At 67.6% G+C, this 19,629-nt stretch carries 13 protein-coding genes and 1 tRNA gene; 4 read left to right on the forward strand and 10 right to left on the reverse strand.

The window, feature by feature from the left end:
• Positions 1-17: 17 nt before the first annotated feature.
• Entirely contained in the window at positions 18-920 is a 903-nt protein-coding gene (locus F8O08_RS09955; RefSeq protein WP_158043169.1) for a LysR family transcriptional regulator, read from the forward strand.
• A gap of 103 nt (positions 921-1,023) precedes the next feature.
• On the opposite strand, the gene F8O08_RS09960 is transcribed toward F8O08_RS09955, so the two are convergent.
• Together F8O08_RS09960 and tadA are read right to left on the reverse strand one after the other, a co-directional pair.
• Positions 1,024-1,887 (reverse strand): universal stress protein, encoded by an 864-nt coding sequence (locus tag F8O08_RS09960; protein WP_158043170.1) that lies wholly within the window; start codon positions 1,885-1,887, stop codon positions 1,024-1,026.
• Positions 1,888-1,999: 112 nt separating this feature from the next.
• Positions 2,000-2,461, reverse strand: a complete 462-nt coding sequence (gene tadA, locus F8O08_RS09965) for a tRNA adenosine(34) deaminase TadA (RefSeq protein WP_192496782.1) — start codon at positions 2,459-2,461, stop codon at positions 2,000-2,002.
• Between the two features lie 421 nt (positions 2,462-2,882).
• Here tadA and F8O08_RS09970 point away from each other — a divergent pair, with 421 nt between their 5' ends.
• The 3 genes from F8O08_RS09970 (at position 2,883) to F8O08_RS09980 (ending at position 5,957) form a co-directional block, all read left to right on the forward strand.
• Positions 2,883-3,596: a winged helix-turn-helix domain-containing protein gene (locus F8O08_RS09970; protein ID WP_158037039.1), complete on the forward strand. Its 714-nt coding sequence runs from the start codon at positions 2,883-2,885 to the stop codon at positions 3,594-3,596.
• A gap of 260 nt (positions 3,597-3,856) precedes the next feature.
• Positions 3,857-5,047: a MalY/PatB family protein gene (locus F8O08_RS09975; RefSeq protein ID WP_158037038.1), complete on the forward strand. Its 1,191-nt coding sequence runs from the start codon at positions 3,857-3,859 to the stop codon at positions 5,045-5,047.
• 40 nt (positions 5,048-5,087) lie between these two features.
• Positions 5,088-5,957, forward strand: coding sequence for a nitroreductase family protein (locus F8O08_RS09980; RefSeq protein WP_158043171.1), 870 nt, complete (start codon positions 5,088-5,090; stop codon positions 5,955-5,957).
• Here F8O08_RS09980 and F8O08_RS09985 read toward each other — a convergent pair.
• The 8 genes from F8O08_RS09985 to F8O08_RS10020 all read right to left on the reverse strand — a co-directional run bounded on the left by F8O08_RS09985 (position 5,950) and on the right by F8O08_RS10020 (position 19,626).
• A complete protein-coding gene (locus tag F8O08_RS09985) occupies positions 5,950-6,468 on the reverse strand; it encodes a hypothetical protein (protein WP_158037036.1) in 519 nt (172 codons plus the stop codon). The two genes, F8O08_RS09980 and F8O08_RS09985, sit on opposite strands and share 8 nt — an antisense overlap.
• A 77-nt stretch (positions 6,469-6,545) precedes the next feature.
• Positions 6,546-6,622 (reverse strand) — tRNA-Arg (locus tag F8O08_RS09990).
• Positions 6,623-6,693: 71 nt separating this feature from the next.
• Positions 6,694-7,668, reverse strand: a complete 975-nt coding sequence (locus F8O08_RS09995) for an FHA domain-containing protein (RefSeq protein ID WP_158037035.1) — start codon at positions 7,666-7,668, stop codon at positions 6,694-6,696.
• Complete coding sequence (locus F8O08_RS10000) at positions 7,665-10,187, reverse strand: transglutaminase-like domain-containing protein (protein WP_158043172.1); 2,523 nt, start codon at positions 10,185-10,187, stop codon at positions 7,665-7,667. Before F8O08_RS10000 ends, F8O08_RS09995 begins: the two co-directional genes overlap by 4 nt.
• Positions 10,184-11,533 (reverse strand): DUF58 domain-containing protein, encoded by a 1,350-nt coding sequence (locus tag F8O08_RS10005; RefSeq protein WP_158037033.1) that lies wholly within the window; start codon positions 11,531-11,533, stop codon positions 10,184-10,186. The genes F8O08_RS10000 and F8O08_RS10005 overlap by 4 nt, the downstream gene beginning before the upstream one ends.
• A complete protein-coding gene (locus F8O08_RS10010; protein WP_158037032.1) occupies positions 11,530-12,504 on the reverse strand; it encodes an AAA family ATPase in 975 nt (324 codons plus the stop codon). Before F8O08_RS10010 ends, F8O08_RS10005 begins: the two co-directional genes overlap by 4 nt.
• 64 nt (positions 12,505-12,568) lie before the next feature.
• Complete coding sequence (locus F8O08_RS10015; RefSeq protein WP_158043173.1) at positions 12,569-18,505, reverse strand: Ig-like domain-containing protein; 5,937 nt, start codon at positions 18,503-18,505, stop codon at positions 12,569-12,571.
• Positions 18,502-19,626, reverse strand: coding sequence for a serine/threonine-protein kinase (locus F8O08_RS10020; RefSeq protein WP_158037030.1), 1,125 nt, complete (start codon positions 19,624-19,626; stop codon positions 18,502-18,504). Before F8O08_RS10020 ends, F8O08_RS10015 begins: the two co-directional genes overlap by 4 nt.
• Positions 19,627-19,629 lie beyond the last annotated feature (3 nt).

Raw genomic sequence — 19,629 nt, forward strand, 5'->3', positions numbered from 1 at the left:
AGATATAATGCACAGTTATGGAGCTGCGTCATCTGCGATACTTCGTGACCACCGCGGCCGAGGGAAATGTGACTCGTGCGGCCGCAAAGCTGCATGTGACTCAGCCCGGAGTCAGCGCCCAGCTGCGCCAGCTCGAACGTGAGCTCGGCCAGCCATTGCTCGATCGAGTGTCACGCGGAGTCCGCCTCACCGCCGCAGGCGAAGCCTTCCTGCCTTATGCGCAGGCCGCTCTCGATGCTGCGGAATCCGGCGCTGCGAGCGTCTCTGCCGTCGCCGGTCTGGTCACGGGGCACCTCACCATCGGGACGATCTCGACCATCAGCTCCGCCTCCGTCGACCTGCCCGCGCTGCTTGCCGCCTTCCGTGCCGAACACCCCGATGTCGACATCACACTCCGCGAGCTGACCAGCGCCCGACTCCTCGACGGATTGAGCCATGCGCGCCCGGAAGTCGGGCTCGTCGGGCTGGGATCCGCCCTGCCCGGGGACAAAACTGCGACGCTGGAGCTCGCCCGTGAACAGCTCGTCGCCGTCAGCTGCGGCTCTCCCCTGCCCGCACAGCTGTCAGTGCCGCTGAACGCGCTCGTCGATCAGCCGCTCATCGTTCCCAGCACCGGAACCGGACTCCGAGATCGCCTCGACACGGCATTCGCAGGTATCGGAGCCCGGCCGCACATCGCCTTCGAATCAGGTGACCCCGACCTCCTGCTGCGCCTCGCCCTCGCCAGACTCGGTACGGCCGTCGTGCCGGAATCGGTCATCCTGCGATACCGAGGTGACGACCTCACCGTGAGAGCGATCACACCTCGCATCGACGGCGCCATCGGACTCGCATGGAGCACGGCTCGTACGCTGACTCCGGCTGCCCGCGCCTTCATCGACCTCACACGCCAGTCACTCGACACGGCGGCAGAGAGCTGAAGACCGCTCAACACCAGACGCAGAACGGGCCGCCCCACAGCTGTGGGGCGGCCCGTTCTCTCAGCTGACCTCTACCAGTCGACGCTGAGACGCAAGTGAGCGCCTACTTCTCGAGGTTCTCGTCGGCCCGGACGATGATGACCGGCGACGGAATGTTGTTCAGCACACCGTGGCTGACAGACCCGAGAAAGAGACGTGTGAGGCCCTTGCGCCCGCGGTTGCCCACGACGAGCAGCGCAGCATGCTTGGCGGTCTCGACGATGCCGCGCACCGGCTCGGCCTCGATGAGCTGCGTCTCGATCTTCAGGTCGGGCAGCATGCCCGATACGAGATCTTTCGCACCCTGCAGCACGGCGCGCGACTCGTTGCGCACCTCTTCGATGATCTGCGCGCTCCATGCGACATCGGTGGCCGGCATGGCGGGAATCGTCCATGCCGAGATGATGTGCAGCGTCTCGCCGAGCGAATCCGCAGCCCGAGCCGCATATTCGAGGGCGACATTGCCCGTGGGGCTGCCGTCGACAGCGACGTAGACCCCGTGGCGCTCGCCCAGATCATAGGTGGGCACGACGGCGACGGGCGAATGCGCAGACGCGGCCAGGCGGATCGGCTTCGACCCGAAGATCACGTTCGGCAGCTTGCTGCCCTTGTGTGTGCCGACGACCATCAGCTCGGCGCCCTTCGACTCCTCTTCGAACACCGCAGTGGGCGTGCCGGGAGCGAGGTTGGTGGTGTAAGTGACATCGGGTGCGACGGACTTCGCATATGCGACCTCCTGATCGAGCAGCTTCTGCCCTTCAGCAAGAGCCTCGCTCTCGAACACCGGCGTGTCAGAGAACGGGGTGAGGTCGATCACGTAGAACAGCTCGACCTCGGTCTTCGCGCGCTGGGCGTAACCGACACCCCAGCGCAGCGCTGCGCGAGCCGGTTCTGAGCCGTCGACACCGATCACGATCTTCTTGGTCATTCTGGCCTGCCTCCTCAAGGTTCGGCGGAGCCAACTGCCCCCGCCTTCACTCTCAGGCTACCTGTTTCCGCCTCGGCATTGAGGCTGTGTCGCAAAGATAAACGATCGGAGATCAGCGCCGAGATTGAAAGAACTCCTGCAGCAGCGCAGTGCTCTGCTGCTCGCGCACGCCGCCGATGACTTCGACCTGGTGATTGAGCCGTCGATCACGCAGCAGGTCGTAGACCGACCCGGCAGCACCCGCTTTGTCGTCCCAGGCGCCGAAGATGACGCGCGGGATGCGGGCCGAGAGAATCGCACCTGCGCACAGCACGCAGGGCTCAAGCGTCACGACCAGGGTCGTATTCGGCAGCTGCCAGCTGTTCCACGCCCTCGCCGCACGGCGAATCGCCAGCACCTCGGCGTGAGCGGTCGGGTCTTCGAGCTTCTCGCGCTCATTGTGCGCCACCGAGATGACGTTGCCGAGCGCGTCGAGCATGATCGCCCCGACCGGGACGTCTCCGGTCTCGAGCGCGCCTCGCGACTCCTCGAGTGCGGCATCCATCCACTGCTCGAAAACGGGGGAGACAGGCATGTTCACGAAAGGTTCCTCACTCACGGATCGGCTGTGCAGCGCCACGTCCAACTTACCCCAGCGTCACAATCGTCATTGTTCGTCACATCCGACGACCCGCCTTGACTCATCCCCTTCGGTATCGCAGACTGGACGCTATGAGCATTTTCGACCACACCAGCGCAGCACGCATCGAGGTGGCAGTGAGCCGCCGCTCGATGATGCGCATGGCGGCCGAAGCGTCCCGAATGTGTCGTTGACCCGACACCCCTCCGAGCAGCCAGACCGGTTCGAAGCGCACACTGACCCACTGTCAGACACTCCGCAGCCTCACCGGTCGAACCATACCGGCGCTCACCCCGCGGAGCATCCCGCGTCCGATCAGACGGCAGCGCGCGAGCATCCGCACACAGACATCGCTCACGACACCAAGGACTCACTCATGACCACTTCATACGATCAGCGCAGCCTCACCGAAGACGTGCAGACCGGCAACGGCGCCCGCAGCGCACACACCCAGAGCGCGCACACCACGCGACCGGCCTCCCGTCAGACAGACCACGGGCAGCATCCGCACGCCCGCCGCGACGAGAACGTCGAAGCTCGCGGCTTCGCACTCTACGTCGGCTTCGACGAGGTCAGCGCAGCCGCCAGCGGCGTCAGCCTGCAGCAGCTCGTCGCCGCTCTCAAAGAGACCGCCGAGGCGCTGGTGCCCGACATCAAGACGCACGCGACGCTCGCGATCGCACCGCGCGGCGCGGGCGGCCGCGATGTGGATGTCGTGCGGCTGGCTCTGCGCGACCCTGCGGCCCAGCGCGCACGGCAGCAGGAACGCCAGACGCATCGCCGCGGTGTCGTCATCGACTTCTCTCGCCAGCGTGTGCTCGTCGACGGCCAGGAGGTCGCACTGACCTACAAGGAGTTCCACCTGCTCGGGCACCTCGTCGAGCATGAGGGCGAGACCGTGCACCGCAACGACCTGCTCGCCGACCTCTGGGACGAAGAGGCCGAGGGCGTGCCGAACGAGCGCACCATCGACGTGCACGTGCGCCGCCTGCGCGCGAAGCTGGGCGACTACCAAGAGATCGTGCGCACCGTGCGCGGCATCGGCTACCGCTTCGACCGACACGCCGACGTGGCCGTCAAAGCCGACTGAGTCGCTTGCTCTGACGCCCCGCCGATCGGTATCTTTGTAGGGGCCCACACCACGATCTGCAAGTGCTGTGGGCGTGCGGAAACGCACAGCGCCTGCTGTGGCGCAGCACTCTTCTGAGTGCGGGCCGGCTGCCCTCTTCCCCTGGGGCAGCTGGCTCATCCCACAGCGGCGACCCCTCTCACACCGTGTCGAGCGCATCATTGAACCTGTACCGTACTGGAATTCGCAGCCAATCGAGCGCTGCACCCGAGAGGAACCACATGACCGACGCATCCGCCTTCGACGAGCTCGCAACGAGCTGGGACGCCATCACGATCGACCAACTGCGCGCCGTCGGCGGCCGCAAGTGGGCACACTATCCGAATGCCGTGGGGGCGTTCATCGCCGAGTCGGACTTCGGCGCAGCGCCCGAGATCACCGCGGCGCTCGAGCGCTGGGTGCGCGAGGGCCGCTTCGGTTACCTGGTGCCGCAGCAGGCGCTGGCCCTGCAGGAGGCCACTGCGAAGTGGCACGGCGATGCCTACGGATGGAAGCTCGACGCCGACCATGTGGGCCGGCTCTCCGACGTGGTCAGCGGTCTCGAGGTGACGCTGCAGCACTTCACGCGCAGGTCGGACAGCAAGGTGATTCTGCCGACCCCGGCGTATATGCCCTTCCTCTTTCTGCCCGAGCAGGCCTGGCAGCGTGACACGGTGCAGGTGCCGCTCGAGGCCGACGGGAGCCTCGACCCGGACGCGCTCGATCGGGCCTTCCGCGCAGGCGGCGAGGTGCTCGTGCTGGTCAACCCGCAGAACCCGACCGGGCACGTCTACACACGCGACGAGCTCGTCGCCATCAGCGAGGTCGTCGAACACCACGGTGGCAGGGTGTTCGCAGACGAGATCCATGCTCCCTTGGTCTATGCCCCCAGGCGTCACGTGCCCTACGCCTCGGTGAACGAGGCCGCGGCTTCTCACACGATCACAGTGACCAGTGCATCGAAAGCCTGGAACCTCGCGGGCCTCAAGACCGCCCAGGTGATCTTCTCGAACGACGACGACCTGCGCATCTGGCAACAGGTGCGCTACTGGCCCGAAGACGCGGCAAGCCCGCTGGGAGTCGTCGCGAACACCGTCGCCTACAATGAGAGCCGCGGATGGCTCGGCGACCTCATCGCCTATCTCGACCGCAATCGCAGCGTGGTCGACGAGCTGGTGGCCACACACCTGCCTCGAGCGCACTACCGTCGCCCCGAAGGAACCTTTCTCGCCTGGATCGATCTGCGCGACTATGGTCTGCCGCGGCCGCTCGGAGACTTCATTCTCGAGCAGGCCGGCGTCGCGGTCACCGACGGAGCCGCCACCGGCCCGAGCGCAGCCGACTTCATCCGCATCAACTTCGCCACGCCACTGCCGATTCTCACCGAGATCTTCAAGCGCATCGGCGACGCGGTGAACGCCGCGTCGCGCTGAGACATGCGCAAGCATCGGCTCAGCCAGATAGCATGACTGCATGAGCGAAGCCGCAGACGCAACGACCAGTCAGAATCCCGACCTGCACCAGCCGACGCGCGACGAGCTCGTCGAGGCGCTGCGCGTGCGCTTCGGAGGTGACGGTGCGCCGACGTTCGACGCCGTGAACCCGACGATTCTGCGACAGCTGCAGCATCGGTCGGTGCGCAGGTTCAGCGACCGCGACGTCACCGACGACGAACTGCGCGCGATTCTCACCGCCGCACAGGCCGCATCCACCAGCTCGAATCAGCACTCGTGGAGCGTCATCGTCGTGCGCGACCAGGCTCGCAAAGAGCAGCTGAAGCCGCTGATCGGCAACCAGCCCTTCATCGACAAGGCGCCTGTGCTGCTGTTCTGGATCGCCGACCTGCACCGTTCTGCGGCGCTGGCCGAACGCGCCGAACAGCCGTTCGTCGGCGGCGCACTGCTCGAGGCCACGCTGGTCGCGTTCATCGACGCCGCGCTCGCCGCACAGAATGCCGCGGTCGCAGCCGAGTCTCTGGGCCTGGGCATCACGTACATCGGCGGAGCCAGGAATCACCCCGAAGAGACTGCAGCCGCCCTCGCACTGCCGTCGCACGCAGCCGTCGCCTTCGGCATGACGCTGGGGTGGCCGAGTCCGACCGACCGCGCGAAGATTCGCCCGCGCCCGCTGCCCGAGGTCGTCGTGCATCAAGAGCAGTACGACGCCGACGTGCTGCCCGGACTGGACGCCTATGCCGAGCGCATCAACGGCTTCTTCGCCGACTACGGGCGCGAGTTCGACTGGGAGAGCTACATCACCGAGCACTTCGCCGACTACGCCGACTTCTACGGGCGCGAACGACTGCGTGACGCCCTGCGCAATCTCGGACTGCCGTCTAACTGAACGGGTCGATGCGCAGGCGAACCTGCTCGGCCAGGTACTCTGCCAGCGGCTGCAGCCGTGTGCCCGTCGTGTGGGGATCCCACCGAACCATGATCTCGCCGTCGACCTCGACGAAGGGGCACGCCTCGGTCTCACCGTGCCCGCTGCTGTTCAGGTCGATCGGCACAGCTTCGAAGTTCACCGTGTCGCCGGGTTCGAAGGGGCCATTCCAGGCGAGTTCCTGCAGCTGTCGGCGCTCTTCGATCGCGAGCGCCGTGTTGCGCGGCCACGCCGGTTCGACCGCCCGAGTCGTCGTGCCGACGATCCACGCGTCGCCTGCCTCGTCGACCAGGAGCGTTCCGATGCGCCAGACACGGCAGACGGGTTCGAGACGGGCGCGGCGGGTGAACATCCATCGTCGACGCGGCGCCACATAACGGGCCAGCGCCTCATCGTCGGCTCCGGCCGCACGCAGCGACTCGACCGCTTGTGTGAGCAGCGCACGCACCTGATTCAGCTGCTCGGTGTTCACTTCGCGCTCATGTTCTCTCGCGTCCATGTTCATCGCACGGGTATGAAAAAGGCCCCGCCGCAGCGGAGCCTTTTCGGTGGTGCGCCCGAAGGGATTCGAACCCCCGGCCTTCTGATCCGTAGTCAGACGCTCTATCCAGCTGAGCTACGGGCGCATGTCCGAAGAATCACTATACACACTGCACACCCGTCGCACAAGCTCTGATCGGCTGGCGCCTGGCCGCGATCAGCGATCGACTTTGAGCTCCATACGGTAGAGCCCGAGCGCGAACGGGCCGTCGAGCGGAGTCGCGGTGTTCGGGGTGATCTCGACCTCATCGTCGGCCGTGCCCAGCGTCACGCCGTTCGTCGACTCGAGATCGGTGATGAACCAGCCGCCGTCGACCCATTCCAGCTTGGCGTGCGTCTTCGAGATCGTCTTGTGCGAATCGGGGATGCGCACGATCTGATCACGTCGGCTGAACTCACCTCGTGGGTTGCGTCCCAGAATCGCCACATCGGCCTCGATCTCGACGCTGTCACCAGACTCCAGCAGCAGGCGGCTGACCGGACGATGATTGCGGCGCACCAGCACAGTCTTCTCGACGTCGTCGTCTTCGACGTCGGAGGCGGTGCCGAAGCCCGTCGAGCCGAAGCTCTCAGCACCGCCGAAGATCGGGGACTCCTGCTGTGCAGCGGGCTGTGGCTCGAGCGCATGCTGGGGCTCGGCGAACGGCGCCTGCTGTTCTGCCGCGAATGCCTGTGCCGGTGCCTGCGGCGTGCCGAAAGCCCCATCGGCTGGCGGTTGCGCAGCCGTGAACCCGGGCACCGAGTCGATCACCGGGGCCGACTCCTGGTACCACGAGTCCGTCTGCGCCTGGGCCTGCGCTGCCTGCACGACCTGCTCGACCACGACCTCCTGCTGACCGAAGCCGTCGTCGGCCGTCGCCTGCGTCGCGAGTGTCTGCTGCGCCTGCAGAGCCTGCTCGTACTGATCGGTCATGGCCTGGCGCACGTCGTCGCCGCCGTACTCCCACAGCCAGGTTCGCAGCGCGTCATCGACGCTCGGGTTCACCGCCACGACCGCGGAGAGCGAGGGATCCTGCTGGATGATGACGCGCATCTGCTCCGGCGAGGTGGCCGGATCGGCCGCCTGCTGGGCGAGGGAAGGACCACCGGTCCAGTCGTTGGATCCGTACGAGGGAAACTGCGGATTCGTCATCTTGTCTTTCCTCTTCCCAGCCCCAAGCGGAAACGTTGGGGCACCTGTGCGAGAATGCGCACGCGTCTAACATATCCTGTCAGCGATTTGGGCGACAACCGCGCCTTCCACCGCTGCCAGCGGGTTCTGCCCGCCACCATCCGAGCACGCTCGGCGTCGACGAGTCGCCAGTACTCCGCTGCCTGCTCGGTGCTCAGTGCGACTCCAGAGAACGCCGCCCAGTCGGCGAGGTCGGCGAGCTGTCGGCTCTCGCTGCTCAACGGCTCGGCGATCTCGCGTCGCGTGGCCCGAATCGGCGCGCTGCCCCCGGCGTCGACGATGTTGTCGACGTGTTCGTCCCAGCCGGCGACGACGCGCTGGTCAGCGGTGCCCCGAGTACGACGACGGCGACGTCGCAGAAGCTTGAGCAGCAGCACTCCCCAGAGCGGCAGCGTGATCAGCGCAGCCCAGAAGAGCACCGTCGTGGCGAGGCGCACGATCGCGAGCACCTGAGCGAGTGTCTGGCTGCCGCTGGCCACATCCGACCCGAGGTCTCCCCCCGACGGGTCTTTGTCCGGCGGCGGCACCTGCCCTGCGTTCTGCTGAGCCGTCGTCGGGCTGTACCGTTTGAACGCGTTCTGGTCTGGGTTCTCGACGAAGCGGTTGTCGGTGCGCGGGTCGGCGTCGATGGCGACCCACCGACCGTCGCTGGTGAGCACCTCTGCCCAGGCCGTGACATCCCGGCCCCGCACTTGGCCGTCGTCGTCGACCTTCGCCCCGTAGACGACCCGAGACGGAAAGCCGACCACCCGCGCGACGAGCGCGGTCGCCGTCGCATACTGCTCTTGGTCGCCGACCGTGGCCGCGCACTGCGACACCGTGCTCGAGCAGTCGAGATAGCGGCTATCGAGCATAGAGGCGAACAGCCCGTCGATACGTGCACGCGTATGCCCGGCGTCGCTGCTGCGAAACTGATAGTCCCGAGGCAGCCAGCTGTTCTCATCGTGGCCCGGATCATCCTTGCTGTGCCCCAGATAGCTGCGCTGGATGAGCAGCCGATTCAGCCGCTGCACCTCGCCGAGCGTGGCCCCGCCCTCGCGCTTCTGGGCGACCCACTCGTTGAGCGCGGGCATCAGATCGGCGCTGACCCCGTCGACCGAGCCGACTCCCGGGCCCACCTCAGACGACGGCTGCTCGTCGTTCGGGGCGAACGAGAACGTGTACTCGTCGCCCGAGCGAAGACCCTGCTGGCCCGCCCGATCGGCGAGCTGGAGGCCCGACTGCAGACGGTCGCTGAAGAAGAACCGGCTGCCGAGCGACCGCTGGTCGCCGCCGTCGAAGTGCAGCTGCTCGAGCTGCTCGCCGAGGGGCACCCACACAGACTGGTAGTCACCGACCGTGACCGTCGCGTCGCGCGTCGCGCCAGCGGTGTCAAGAACGAACGGCACCCGGCGAAACGCGGTGTCGGCGCTGTTGCTCTGCTCGGGATCTGCCGTGCGGAAGACCTGCCCGTCGTATTCGCCGAGAGTCGCGAACCGCAGCCGCTGCGGTGCGTCGCCGCTGACGCTGAGCAGCGTCTGGTTCAGATGCGCCGCGGTGAAGTTGCGGCGGAAGGCCGCCAGCGGGCTGTTCAGCGGCGGAACCTGCGTCTCGGGTTCGACGACGCTGCGGCCGACGATGCGATCGCGGTCGCCGAGCAGCGGGCCGCTGACCGTTCCGGCCACCACCGCGGCGACGACGGCCATGCCGACGGCCAGAGCGATCCGTCGCAGTCGTGCGGCGCGCCTGCCTGAGGACGCGACGGCGACCTTCGCGGCATCGGTCGACTTTCGAGCGGTCTCGCCCTCGGCATCCCCGAGCACATCGCTGACGTAGGCGACGCGAGCGGCCAGGCGCTGCCGTCGCTGCCGCACGATCGGCCAGGCCAGCAGAAGGCCGAGGCCCAGCAGGCCGCAGATCAGGTGCACCGGTGCACGCAGGGAGAGCAGCGGCACCGTCACCGTCTCGGCGGCGGCGCGCGCGCCGAAGACCGTCGGAAAGAGCAGCGCCACCGCGAGCGCCGCCAGAGCGAGCCCCCAGAACCGCACCAGACGCAGCGAGAAGAGCACAGAGAGCAGGGCCGCAACGTAGACGACCAGAAAGAGCGGCAGCTGCATGCCCTGAAAGTCGCCGACCGGAATCGTGATCGTGAGCAGGTTCTTCCAGCCCGTGACCGGAGCGGTCAGCACCTCGAGCGCGCCGTCACCCAAGGTGGCCGGCAGCGCCGACCACGTCGACGGCACCGCTGCCAGCAGCCCGACGACGGCGTAGGTCGCCAGCGCGAGTGCCAGTGCCGGCAGTGCCCGCAGGCGCCGCCGCACGATGATGAGTCCGACGGCCAGACCTGCGACGAGCGCCGCTGCGCCGGCCACAAAGAGGGTGGGTTTGCGATAGATCGGCCAGGAACCGATGATCACGAGCGCCAGCACGACGCTGGTGAACACCAGAGTGGCGACCAGCTGTGCACGTGAGACGGCCCGCGCCTGACCCACGTCACTCATGACTGCACCACCCTCGCCATCAGATGCCGAAGGTCGTCGAGCACGCCCAGCGTGAAGACGGTGATGTCGCCGATGCGCTGCACCCCGGGCTCGGTGTCGAGGTCGACGCGCACCACGACCACCGCGGTGTCGAGACCGAATCGGTGCGCTGCCGTCTGCAGATCGTGCAGTGAGAGGGACGAGCCGCACACCATGAACACCAGCGACAGCCCGTCGATCTGCTGGGCGGTCAGCGTGGCCACCTCGTCGAGGCGCATCATCTGGGCGCTGCGGTCGACCCCGCTGAAGTCGTTGAGCAGAGTGATCGGCGTGAACGTGCTGAGCCGACGTGCCGACCGGATGACTCGCCGGGCCGACTCGGGCACCTCTGCGCTGACCACCACGTCGAGATCTCGCCGGTCACGAATGAGACGCACGCCGATCGACGCCGCGGCGCTCACCGCGAGCTCGAACTCATCGTCGGCGGCGAAGTCGTCAGCTGCCATGCCGAGCACGACGCCGACCTTCGAACGACGCGTCTCTTCGTATTGACGCACCATGAGCGTGCCGGTCTTGGCCGTCGACTTCCAGTGGATGTTGCGCGGGGCGTCTCCCGGCATGTACTCGCGAACGGCGTGAAACGAGATGTCGTCGCTGACCAGCACCGATGAGGGCGTTCCTTCGAGGTCGCGCACGAAGCCGCTGGCGGTCGTCGGCAGCGACACGGTCTTCGGGTGCACGAAGAGCGTGTGCCTCTTGGTCCACTGAATGTCACGGTGCAGCAGTCCGATGGGGTCGGCGCGCACCGAGCGAACCGGCCCGACGGCGATGACGCCGCGACGCTGGGCGGGGATGCCGATGCGCTGCGCATGCGTGGCTCCCGCCAGCAGCAGGGGCACGTGCGTCTCGGCCAGGGCGGCGCCGATGGGAATCTCCAGACGCCCCGGCAGAACAGGCCGCCGCGAGACGTTCGTGACGGTGATGTCGCCGGTCACCTCGTCACCGGCGACGACGTGATCCTCCAGCACACCGAGGTCGATCTGGTAGGCGTTCGCCCCGAAGAGGAACACCGATCCGATCAGCAGCAGCACCAATGCGGCGAGCCCGGCGACCAGCCACTCGACGATCCCCAGGCTCAGCCCCAGCAGCGTCGCCAGAACGGCGACCGCGACGGCGACCCACCCCGCCGCCGTCACGGTCTCGCCGAGCCACCGGACGGCATGCCGCATCCACCGCCGGGCCCTGCGCACGGAACGCGCGCCGAACACGCTCAGCCGTGCGCGAGCACGCGTCGAGACGCTGCCCTGCGCGAAGCTGGTGACGGTCTCGGTGCGCGTCGAGGTGCGAGTGCTGGGGTCGAAGGTCACGACTGGGCAGCCCCCTGCGTCGGCGGAGCGGTGTCGAGCAGAACCTGCCCGATGACTTGGTCGGCGGTGACGCCGTCGAACTCGGCTTCGGGGTCGAGGATGATGCGGTGCCCGAGCACCGGCAGAGCCAGCGCCTTGATGTCGTCTGGCGTGACGAAGTTGCGCCCGTGTGCGAGCGCCCAGGTGCGCGACACGTTGGCCAGTGCGAGAGCGCCGCGCACACTGGCGCCCAGCCTCGTCTGCGCCGCGTCACGCGTCGCTTCGACCAGCCGTGTGATGTAGTCGATGAGCACCGGTTCGATGAACACACCGGCGGTGAGCGCGATCATGTCGTTGACGGCCTTGGGCAGAATGATGCCGGGAATCTGATCGGTGGTGACGGCGGCGCCTTCGAGGATGCGACGGGTCGACGCCGAGTCGGGGTAGCCCAGCGAGGTCTTCATCAGAAAGCGGTCGAGCTGCGCCTCGGGCAGGCGGTAGGTGCCTGCCTGCTCGATCGGGTTCTGCGTCGCGATCACCATGAACGGCCTGTCGAGCGGCCGGGTGACGCCGTCGACGGTGACCTGCCCTTCTTCCATGACCTCGAGCAGCGCCGACTGGGTCTTCGGCGAGGCGCGGTTGATCTCGTCGGCGAGCACGATGTTCGCGAAGATCGGGCCCTTGTGAAACTCGAACTCACCGCGCTTCTGGTCGTACACGCTGATGCCGGTGATGTCGCCAGGCAGCAGATCCGGGGTGAACTGCACCCGCGACGAAGTGCCCTGCACGGTGCGCGAGAGCGCCCGGGCAAGCGCGGTCTTGCCGGTGCCCGGAACGTCTTCGAGCAGCAGGTGCCCGCGGGTGAGCAGCGCGGTGAAGGCGAGCTCGATGACGTGGCGTTTGCCCACGATCGCCTGCTCGACGTTGTCGACGAGGCGCCCGAAGGTGTCGCCGAACCACGCCGACTGCCCGGCGGTGATGCTGCTGCTCATGCGTTCTCCTGTTTCGATGGATGCTTGGTGACCTCGCGCTGACCGCGTGTGGCGATCACGAGCGTCACGGGGTGGTCGCGGGTCTGCCGCCCTCGCCGCCTCCAGGCTCAGGCTCAGGCTCAGGCTCCGGGGCAGGGGCAGGCGGCTCATAGGCCTGCGTCTTCAGGGTGAATTGCCGCTCGGCTGAATTCGGATTCTCCAATTGGTTCTTGAACTTCACGGACCACTGGAACGTGTAGGTCGCCGTGCCCTCGGGCAGCTTGACAGATGTGGTGCCTGCCTCCAGCTCTTGCCAGCTCCCGCCGCCTTTGCGGTACTGCACCGTGACCTCGTAGTCACCGCTCGAGGCATTGACGGTCGGCATCGCAGGCAGCGTGAAGGTCCACTCTGCCGCACTGGTGAAGGTGTGCTCCACGGTGCCGCTCTGCCAGCCGCTCGACTCCCCGATGGAGAAGGGGTACTGCGGCTTGCCGGCTGGGCCGACGGTGTAGGTCTGGCTGTCGGTCGTGCCGTCGGAGAATCTCCATCGAATCGTGTAGCTCTGATTCGATGCGCTCGGGAGCGGGCCCTCGCCCACGGCAGTGAAGCCGTCGTCTTCGCTGTCGGCCAGACCGCCGAACGTGCCGTCGTTGTTCACCCGATACTTGACTCTGCCTGCACTCGAGGGGAATGTGATCGGTGTCGCAGAGACACTGTTCGACTGCGATGTCGTGTCCCACCCGACGCTTCTGCCCTCAGCGTCGAGACCTTCGGCCTGCAGCACGAAGGTGTTCGGCATGTTCTTTTTCAGGTCACTCGGGCCGAACGTGGTCGCCGCGTTGCCGCCAGACCCCTCACGTCTGCATTCTCCGTTGACGATCCAGCAGTATTTGGTCTGACCGCCTTGGGCGCTGATGTCGCCGGTGACCGAGACCGAACCGTTCTGGGCCGACGCAGAGACGCCGGAGATGCCCGGCTTGCCGACGCCGTAGGCAGAGGTCGTCGCGGTGCCTGCGGTGGTTGCGGGCGCCTGGCGGAGTCCGGTCGGCACGTCGCGGGCGGATGCGGTGACGGTGACTCCTGTCGGCGCATTGTTCACGCCGATGGTGGTGGTTCCTCCCGAGCCTCCCAGCCCGGAGGAGCTGCCGCTCTCACTGGTCAGGGTGATGGTCGAGGCGCTGTCGTCGGGCATGCTGACCTCGATCCTCGCTTGGCGGTCGCCAGAGGGTGCGACGGTGCCGATGCTGGGCGTCGACGGCGCCTTGTACGCGAAGCCCGACACCGACGCCGTCTCACGCGACGACCCGACGTCGTTGACCGCAGCGACGGTGAAGGTCTGGTTCTCGAAGTTCTTGAGGCCGCCGATGGTGCAGGTGCCGCCGACGGCACAGTTCTTCGAGCCGCCGCCGTAGGTCACGTTGAAGCCGGTCACGGCCGGCACGCTCAGCGTCTCGCTCTGGGCGATCGCCAGTGTGACCGTGCCGTCACCGACCGTGTCGAGTCTGACGCTCGGCCTGTTCGGCCGCGCCTGGTAGTTGACCTCGATGCGCCCCTGACCGGTGTTCCCCTGCGCGTCTCTGACCTGGTAGGTGCCGCTCTTCACGCCGCCGGGGGAGTTCGCCGCGACCTGCACCGAGATGTTCGAGCCGCTGATCGAAGCGGTCACTCCTGCGGCGCCGGCAAAGCTCACACCGGTCAGCTCGACCGGGCGATATTTGCTGATCGAACCGTTCGGAGCCAGCGCGTCGACGCTGCCCGAAGCCGCGCCGCCGTCGCCCTCCGAGACATCGATCGACAGGCCGGCCGCCGACAGCGTCTGCGGCGGCAGCGTGCCGACCTGCACGCTGAGCCTCGCACCGGGCTGCGGGGCGAACGACGGCGACACGATCTTCGCGTCGAAGCCGGCCACTGACCCCTGCTGCGCGTCGGCGGCGACCGTGATCGTCGCCGAAGAGCCGCTGCAGGTCACCGTGACACCGGGCGCGCCAGACGCCGGCCCGCACTGGAAGCCGAGTTTGCCTTTGTCGTCGGTCCACTGCACCGAGTCGGTCAGCGAGACGGTCTTGGACTCGGCCGGCGCGACGACCGCGATCTGCTGCGCGCGCATCTCGGGCGGCGGGTTGTCGAGTGTGATCCTCATCGGCAGAGCGACAGTGCTGCGGGTGCCGTCGTCGCCGGCCCACTGCACCTCGACGCTGCACGTGTCACGCTCGACCTGGCTGTCGCCGCCGGCCGCATAGGTGACCGTGGTGCCGGATGACGAGCAGGTCGCCTGCGAACGTGCGCCGGATGCCCGGGCCGCGTTGACCTGCAGCGTGCGACCGCTGAGCCGGCCGATCTCATCGACGAGATTCACCGAGACCTGCTGCTGCTCGCGCACCTCGTACACCTTGGTCGGGTCTTTGAGCTGCGGCCGGAGGGCGTCTTTCTTCGGCACGCGGACGAACGCCCACGTCTGCGGGGCCTGTTCGGCGTCGCCTTTGGGCGCCGTGACCGAAATCGGCACGATCTGCCGGTGGTCGCTCAGCGACCCCTGCACCCGATCGCCGTCGAGACGCATGCCGTCGGGAGATCCGCGCAGTTCGATCGAGAGGTCAGGGCCCGACCAGACCAGCTTGTTGGCGATGACGTCGGCGCCGAACGAGTCGCCGTCGATCTCTCCGGCGCCGATCACTGTGTCGACCAGCACCGGGTACTGCGGCAGGGCGTCGTTGGTGACGTTCAGCACGATGCTTCCAGTGGCGGTGCTGCCGCCTGCGCTCTGCACCGTGTATGTGAAGACGGTCTTGCCGACGGACCGACCGGGGTGCAGCGTGACCGTGTTGTCAGAGACCTCGACCGGCGATCGCGCCGCGTCACCCTCTGCCGCCGCTGACACCACTTCGTCGGCCGACTGCAGTTCGAGCTTCTCGTCGCCGACGCGGGTGTCGTTGAGCGTCGGATCGATCGTCACGGCATCGGTGCCGGGAGCGGCTTCGACGTAGTCGTTGTAGGCGATGGGAGCCAGCGTGGTGTTCGTGATGACACCGACCCGCATGTGCGCGGTACCGGTCGCTCCGCGCGAATCGGCGACGGTGTAGTCGAACTCGATCGGCCCGGCGTCATCGGTGCTGCTGACCTGCACCCGCCCGTCCGCGAGCACCTGCGCCGACCCACCCTGTCCCGGCTGCGTGACCGAGACCACGCTGACGTCGTCGCCATCGGCATCCACGCCGAAGCTCGGCACGCTGATCATCGTGCTGCTGCGCGCCTCGACACGAGCGTCGATGTTCTTGGGGGTCGGCGGCTGGTTGCCGTCCTCGGTGGTCACCCGCACGTTCACTCGGCCGATCGAACCCTCTCCCGGGTGTCCCGCGGAATACGTCCGGTAGTCGATCGTATAGCTGCCCGGCGTGTCACTCGCCAGATAGCGCAGCACTGAGCCAGAGGGGAAGGCAAGACCCGGCAGATCGTCGGTGGTCTGCCGCGGGTCGAGCATCAGAGTGCCTCCCGCCGGGGCGACGTCGTTGTCGAGCACCGGGATGTCGATCTGATCGCCCGCCCGCACCGTCACCTGATCGGCGACGGCGACCGGCTTCGTCGACAGGCTCTCGTCGAGCTGGAAGACCGTCGCCTGACCGGTGATCGTCTGCGCCCCGTCGGTCACCGCGTAGGTGAACGTGCCGATGCGGCCAGGGAGCTTGTCGGGAGTCTGCCCGCTGACCCGCAGCGAGCTTCCGCCGACGGCCGCCGCATTGAGCGACGACCTCGGGTCGGCCAACGAGTACTGCTGGCCGTCGCCGACCATCAGCACTCGCCCGCCGGGGTTGCTCACCGGCTGCAGCGGATCAACAGTGACGTCTTCGTCGGGCCGCAGGAACACGCTGATGGGCGGGGTGCTCATCTTGTTCTCGGCGGCACTGGCCGTGATCAGCATCGTCGCGGTCGCCTGGCTGGCCCCCGACTTCACCTCATACGTCACCGGGTAGACTCCGGCCTCGCTCGCCATAACGCTCACCGAGAGCGAGTCGCTGCTGGGCTGCACGCGCACCTTCGACTGCAGGCTCTCGTCGACGGTGGCGCGGCTGAGTTCGACGCGGCTGCCCTCGACGCCACCACCCGAGACACCGCTGACGAACTCGCTGAGGTCGATCGACGGCGAGGTGCCGACAGTGACCGTGCGCGAGAACGAGCGCGCCTTGAGCAGCGGGGAGTCGGCGACGGTCACCGGCACGTCTCGCGTCGCGACGCCGCCGCGGCCGTCGGAGACCTCGACGGTGATCACGACGCGTCCGGCGGGCTGGTCGTCGTCGGCCTTGTAGGCGATCATGCCCGACGGCGTGGCTGCGGCGGTGCCGACGGATGCGGTGGCCTGCGTCACGTAGACCGGGTCGCCGTCGGGATCGACCCATCCGTTCAGCCCGTTGAACCGCAGTGAGCCGCCGGGAGCGACCTGCAGGTTGGCCAAAGACTGGTCGTTGACCGCGCGATACTCCGGTGCGCTGTTCTCGCTCATCGGGTGCACGGTGACTTTGGCCTCGGCGTTCACCCGGCAGTCGGAGCCGTCGGTGATGACGAAGCCGATCGTGCCGCTGCCCTCGGCGGCCGTCGGCGCGAGCGCGACGGCCTGATCGTCGTTGACCGCCGACAGATCGCCGAGACCGCCCGCATTCCACTTCGGGCTGTCGGCCGACGGCACGATCGAGATCGTGTCCTGCGGATTCGGATCGAGTGCCGACACCAGAACGGGAATCGTGGTGAGCTGCCCGGGCCGCACGCCGAACTCGGCGTTGGCGCCGCTGGCCGGAATCGGGCACTCATTCTGCCGGGCGTCCTGGTTCTGCTGCGCGTCGCTGGTCTCTTCTTGGTCGTCATCACGCTGCCAGGCGACCGACGACGGCACCAGTGTCCAGTCGTCGCCCGAACGCTGCCAGATCAGCCCGGAGGCGACGTCGTTGAGCACGAAGCCGCCGTTGTTGCGTCGGAACACCGGCTGGCTCGCGCTCACAGCCGCCTGAGTCGGCACGTCGAGCGACTGCGAATCACCGCCGCAGTCCGAGACCGACATCGCGCTGCCCGACCCCCAGGCGGCATGCAGACAGCCGGCCTCCCAGACCGGGGCGGCGGGAGCGCCCTGCGCATCGACGCTGATGTCGCCGTGAGCGCCGTGCGCGTCGAAGGTGCGCAGCCCCGATTCGTCGGATGTCGCAAGCTGGTCGGCTTCTGCATCGGCGACGGCCAGCCGTGCACCCGCGCCGAGCTGAGCATCCACCTGGGTGCCGTCGATCCACAGCGTCGCACCGCTGTCGCTGTGGTCGAGGGCGGCCCAATGCTCGCCGAAGACCGTCATCTCGACTTTGTCACCCGACGTCGGTCCGTCGGTCGACCGGCGAGCGACCTCTTTGTCGCTGGTGACGTCGAACTCGACGAGGTCTCCCGCGCTGCTCAGCCCGAAGAGGCGCCCCCGCTCGGTGACGGCACCGGCCACGAAGCGTTCGGTCTCATCGCCCTCACGCCGATTGATCGGCGACGGCGAGACTCCTCTGGCCAGATCACCGATCGACTCCGCGCCCAGCGTGCCGGTCTTGCGGTTCAGAAAGGCGACGTAGCCGCCGGAGGGCACGATCACATCGGCGTCGAAGGGCGCCGCCGTGACATCCTGCGGGTCGTCGACACTCACCGGATTCGTCGGGTCGACCGTCTTCAGCTTCTGCTGATCGCTGTAGAGCACGACGTCGGAGCCGCTCTGCAGCACACCGCTGATCTTGAACGCGCTCGGGTCACCCGCGTGAATCGCCCCCAATTCGGTGACGTCGGTGTTGACCTGCCCGTAGAGCGGACCCCGACCGTTGACCGACCACACTGTGGGGTTTCCCAAGTCGGCCTGCTGGGTGGGCACTCCGCGCCAGACGATGACGCCCACCGCTGCCAGCGAGACGATCACCAACAGCGCGATCCACCGCGTCCACCGGCTGCGCAGCAGGCGCTGCAGGCCGGCGTTCGCACCTGCGACGCCGACCGCGCCTTCCCCCGCCGGGCTCACTGCCCGACCACCCAGACGGTGACGGCCACCGCGATCACGACGAGCGCAGCGGTCACGCCCGACCAGAGCCACAGTCGGCCCCGCCCCGAAGCGCCTCGGGCCTCATCGACCACCTCGGTCTGCGTCGCCAGCTCGCGCACGCTGCGCCCGTGCCGCCGCCGGCCCGAGGCCACCGGCACAGCCGCACGTTTCGGTCCGCGCAGCGCCGCGTCATCGAACCCGAGCACCGACCCGGCGCCCGCCCACTCTGACGAAGCCACTTCGAGCTGCGTGGGCACGACGCCGATCTGCTGCTGAATCTGCTGGATCGCGCGGGCGAACTCGAGCGCGGTCGCCGGCCGCTCGGCAGGATTGGTCGACAGCGATCGCTGCAGCAGCTGCTGCAGCACGGGCGGCACGTCTTCGCGGTTGATCGGCGTGATGCGGCCTTTGACGATGCGCGCCTTGAGCCGGTCTGCCGAGTTGCGCCCAGAGCCCGGTATCTCGAACGGCGAATGCCCGGCCAGCAGGGTGTAGACGGTCGCGGCCAGTGAGTACACCTCGGTGGCGACCGTGCCTCTCGTCTGCTCGCGCACGACCTCCGGGGCACTCCATGGCACCGACATGGCGAACAGATCGGTCGCGTGGCGGCCGGAGAGCGAGGTCGCGATGCCGAAGTCGGCGAGCACCGGCGTGCCGAACGAGGTGAAGAGGATGTTCGAAGGCTTGATGTCGCGATGCAGCACCCCCGCCCGGTGTGCGGTCTCGAGCGCGCTGCCCATGCGCACCGCGATGTCGAGCACCGTCGGCAGCGGCAGCACCTGTTCGCGGTAGGCCGGGGAGACGCCCGTCGGGCAGTATTCCATGACCAGGTAGGGGCGACCGTCGGGTGCGATGCTCGCCTGATAGACGTTGAGAATCGCGGGATGCGAGCTGAGCCGCGCCATGACGTCGGCTTCGGCGTTGAACATGCGCACGACGTCTTCGTCGACGACGTCGGAGAGCAGCACTTTCACTGCGACGGGGCGACGGGGCATGTCCTGTTCGAACAGGAAGACATCGGCGAAGCCGCCGGTTCCCAGTGGACGCACATAGGTGCAGCCGGAAAGCGCAGGAGGAGCGGACGGCAGTCTTTTGCCCATGTC

The sequence above is a fragment of the Pseudoclavibacter sp. CFCC 13611 genome, from assembly GCF_008831225.1.
In the GTDB taxonomy this organism is placed as follows: domain Bacteria; phylum Actinomycetota; class Actinomycetes; order Actinomycetales; family Microbacteriaceae; genus Pseudoclavibacter_A.

Excerpts from the sequence above, each read along its gene's own strand:
- F8O08_RS09955 (WP_158043169.1), top strand. The coding sequence starts at position 18 with ATGGAGCTGCGTCATCTGCGATACTTCGTGACCACCGCGGCCGAGGGA.
- F8O08_RS09960 (WP_158043170.1), bottom strand. The coding sequence starts at position 1,887 with ATGACCAAGAAGATCGTGATCGGTGTCGACGGCTCAGAACCGGCTCGC.
- tadA (WP_192496782.1), bottom strand. The coding sequence starts at position 2,461 with ATGCCTGTCTCCCCCGTTTTCGAGCAGTGGATGGATGCCGCACTCGAG.
- F8O08_RS09970 (WP_158037039.1), top strand. The coding sequence starts at position 2,883 with ATGACCACTTCATACGATCAGCGCAGCCTCACCGAAGACGTGCAGACC.
- F8O08_RS09975 (WP_158037038.1), top strand. The coding sequence starts at position 3,857 with ATGACCGACGCATCCGCCTTCGACGAGCTCGCAACGAGCTGGGACGCC.
- F8O08_RS09980 (WP_158043171.1), top strand. The coding sequence starts at position 5,088 with ATGAGCGAAGCCGCAGACGCAACGACCAGTCAGAATCCCGACCTGCAC.
- F8O08_RS09995 (WP_158037035.1), bottom strand. The coding sequence starts at position 7,668 with ATGACGAATCCGCAGTTTCCCTCGTACGGATCCAACGACTGGACCGGT.
- F8O08_RS10000 (WP_158043172.1), bottom strand. The coding sequence starts at position 10,187 with ATGAGTGACGTGGGTCAGGCGCGGGCCGTCTCACGTGCACAGCTGGTC.
- F8O08_RS10010 (WP_158037032.1), bottom strand. The coding sequence starts at position 12,504 with ATGAGCAGCAGCATCACCGCCGGGCAGTCGGCGTGGTTCGGCGACACC.
- F8O08_RS10020 (WP_158037030.1), bottom strand. The coding sequence starts at position 19,626 with ATGGGCAAAAGACTGCCGTCCGCTCCTCCTGCGCTTTCCGGCTGCACC.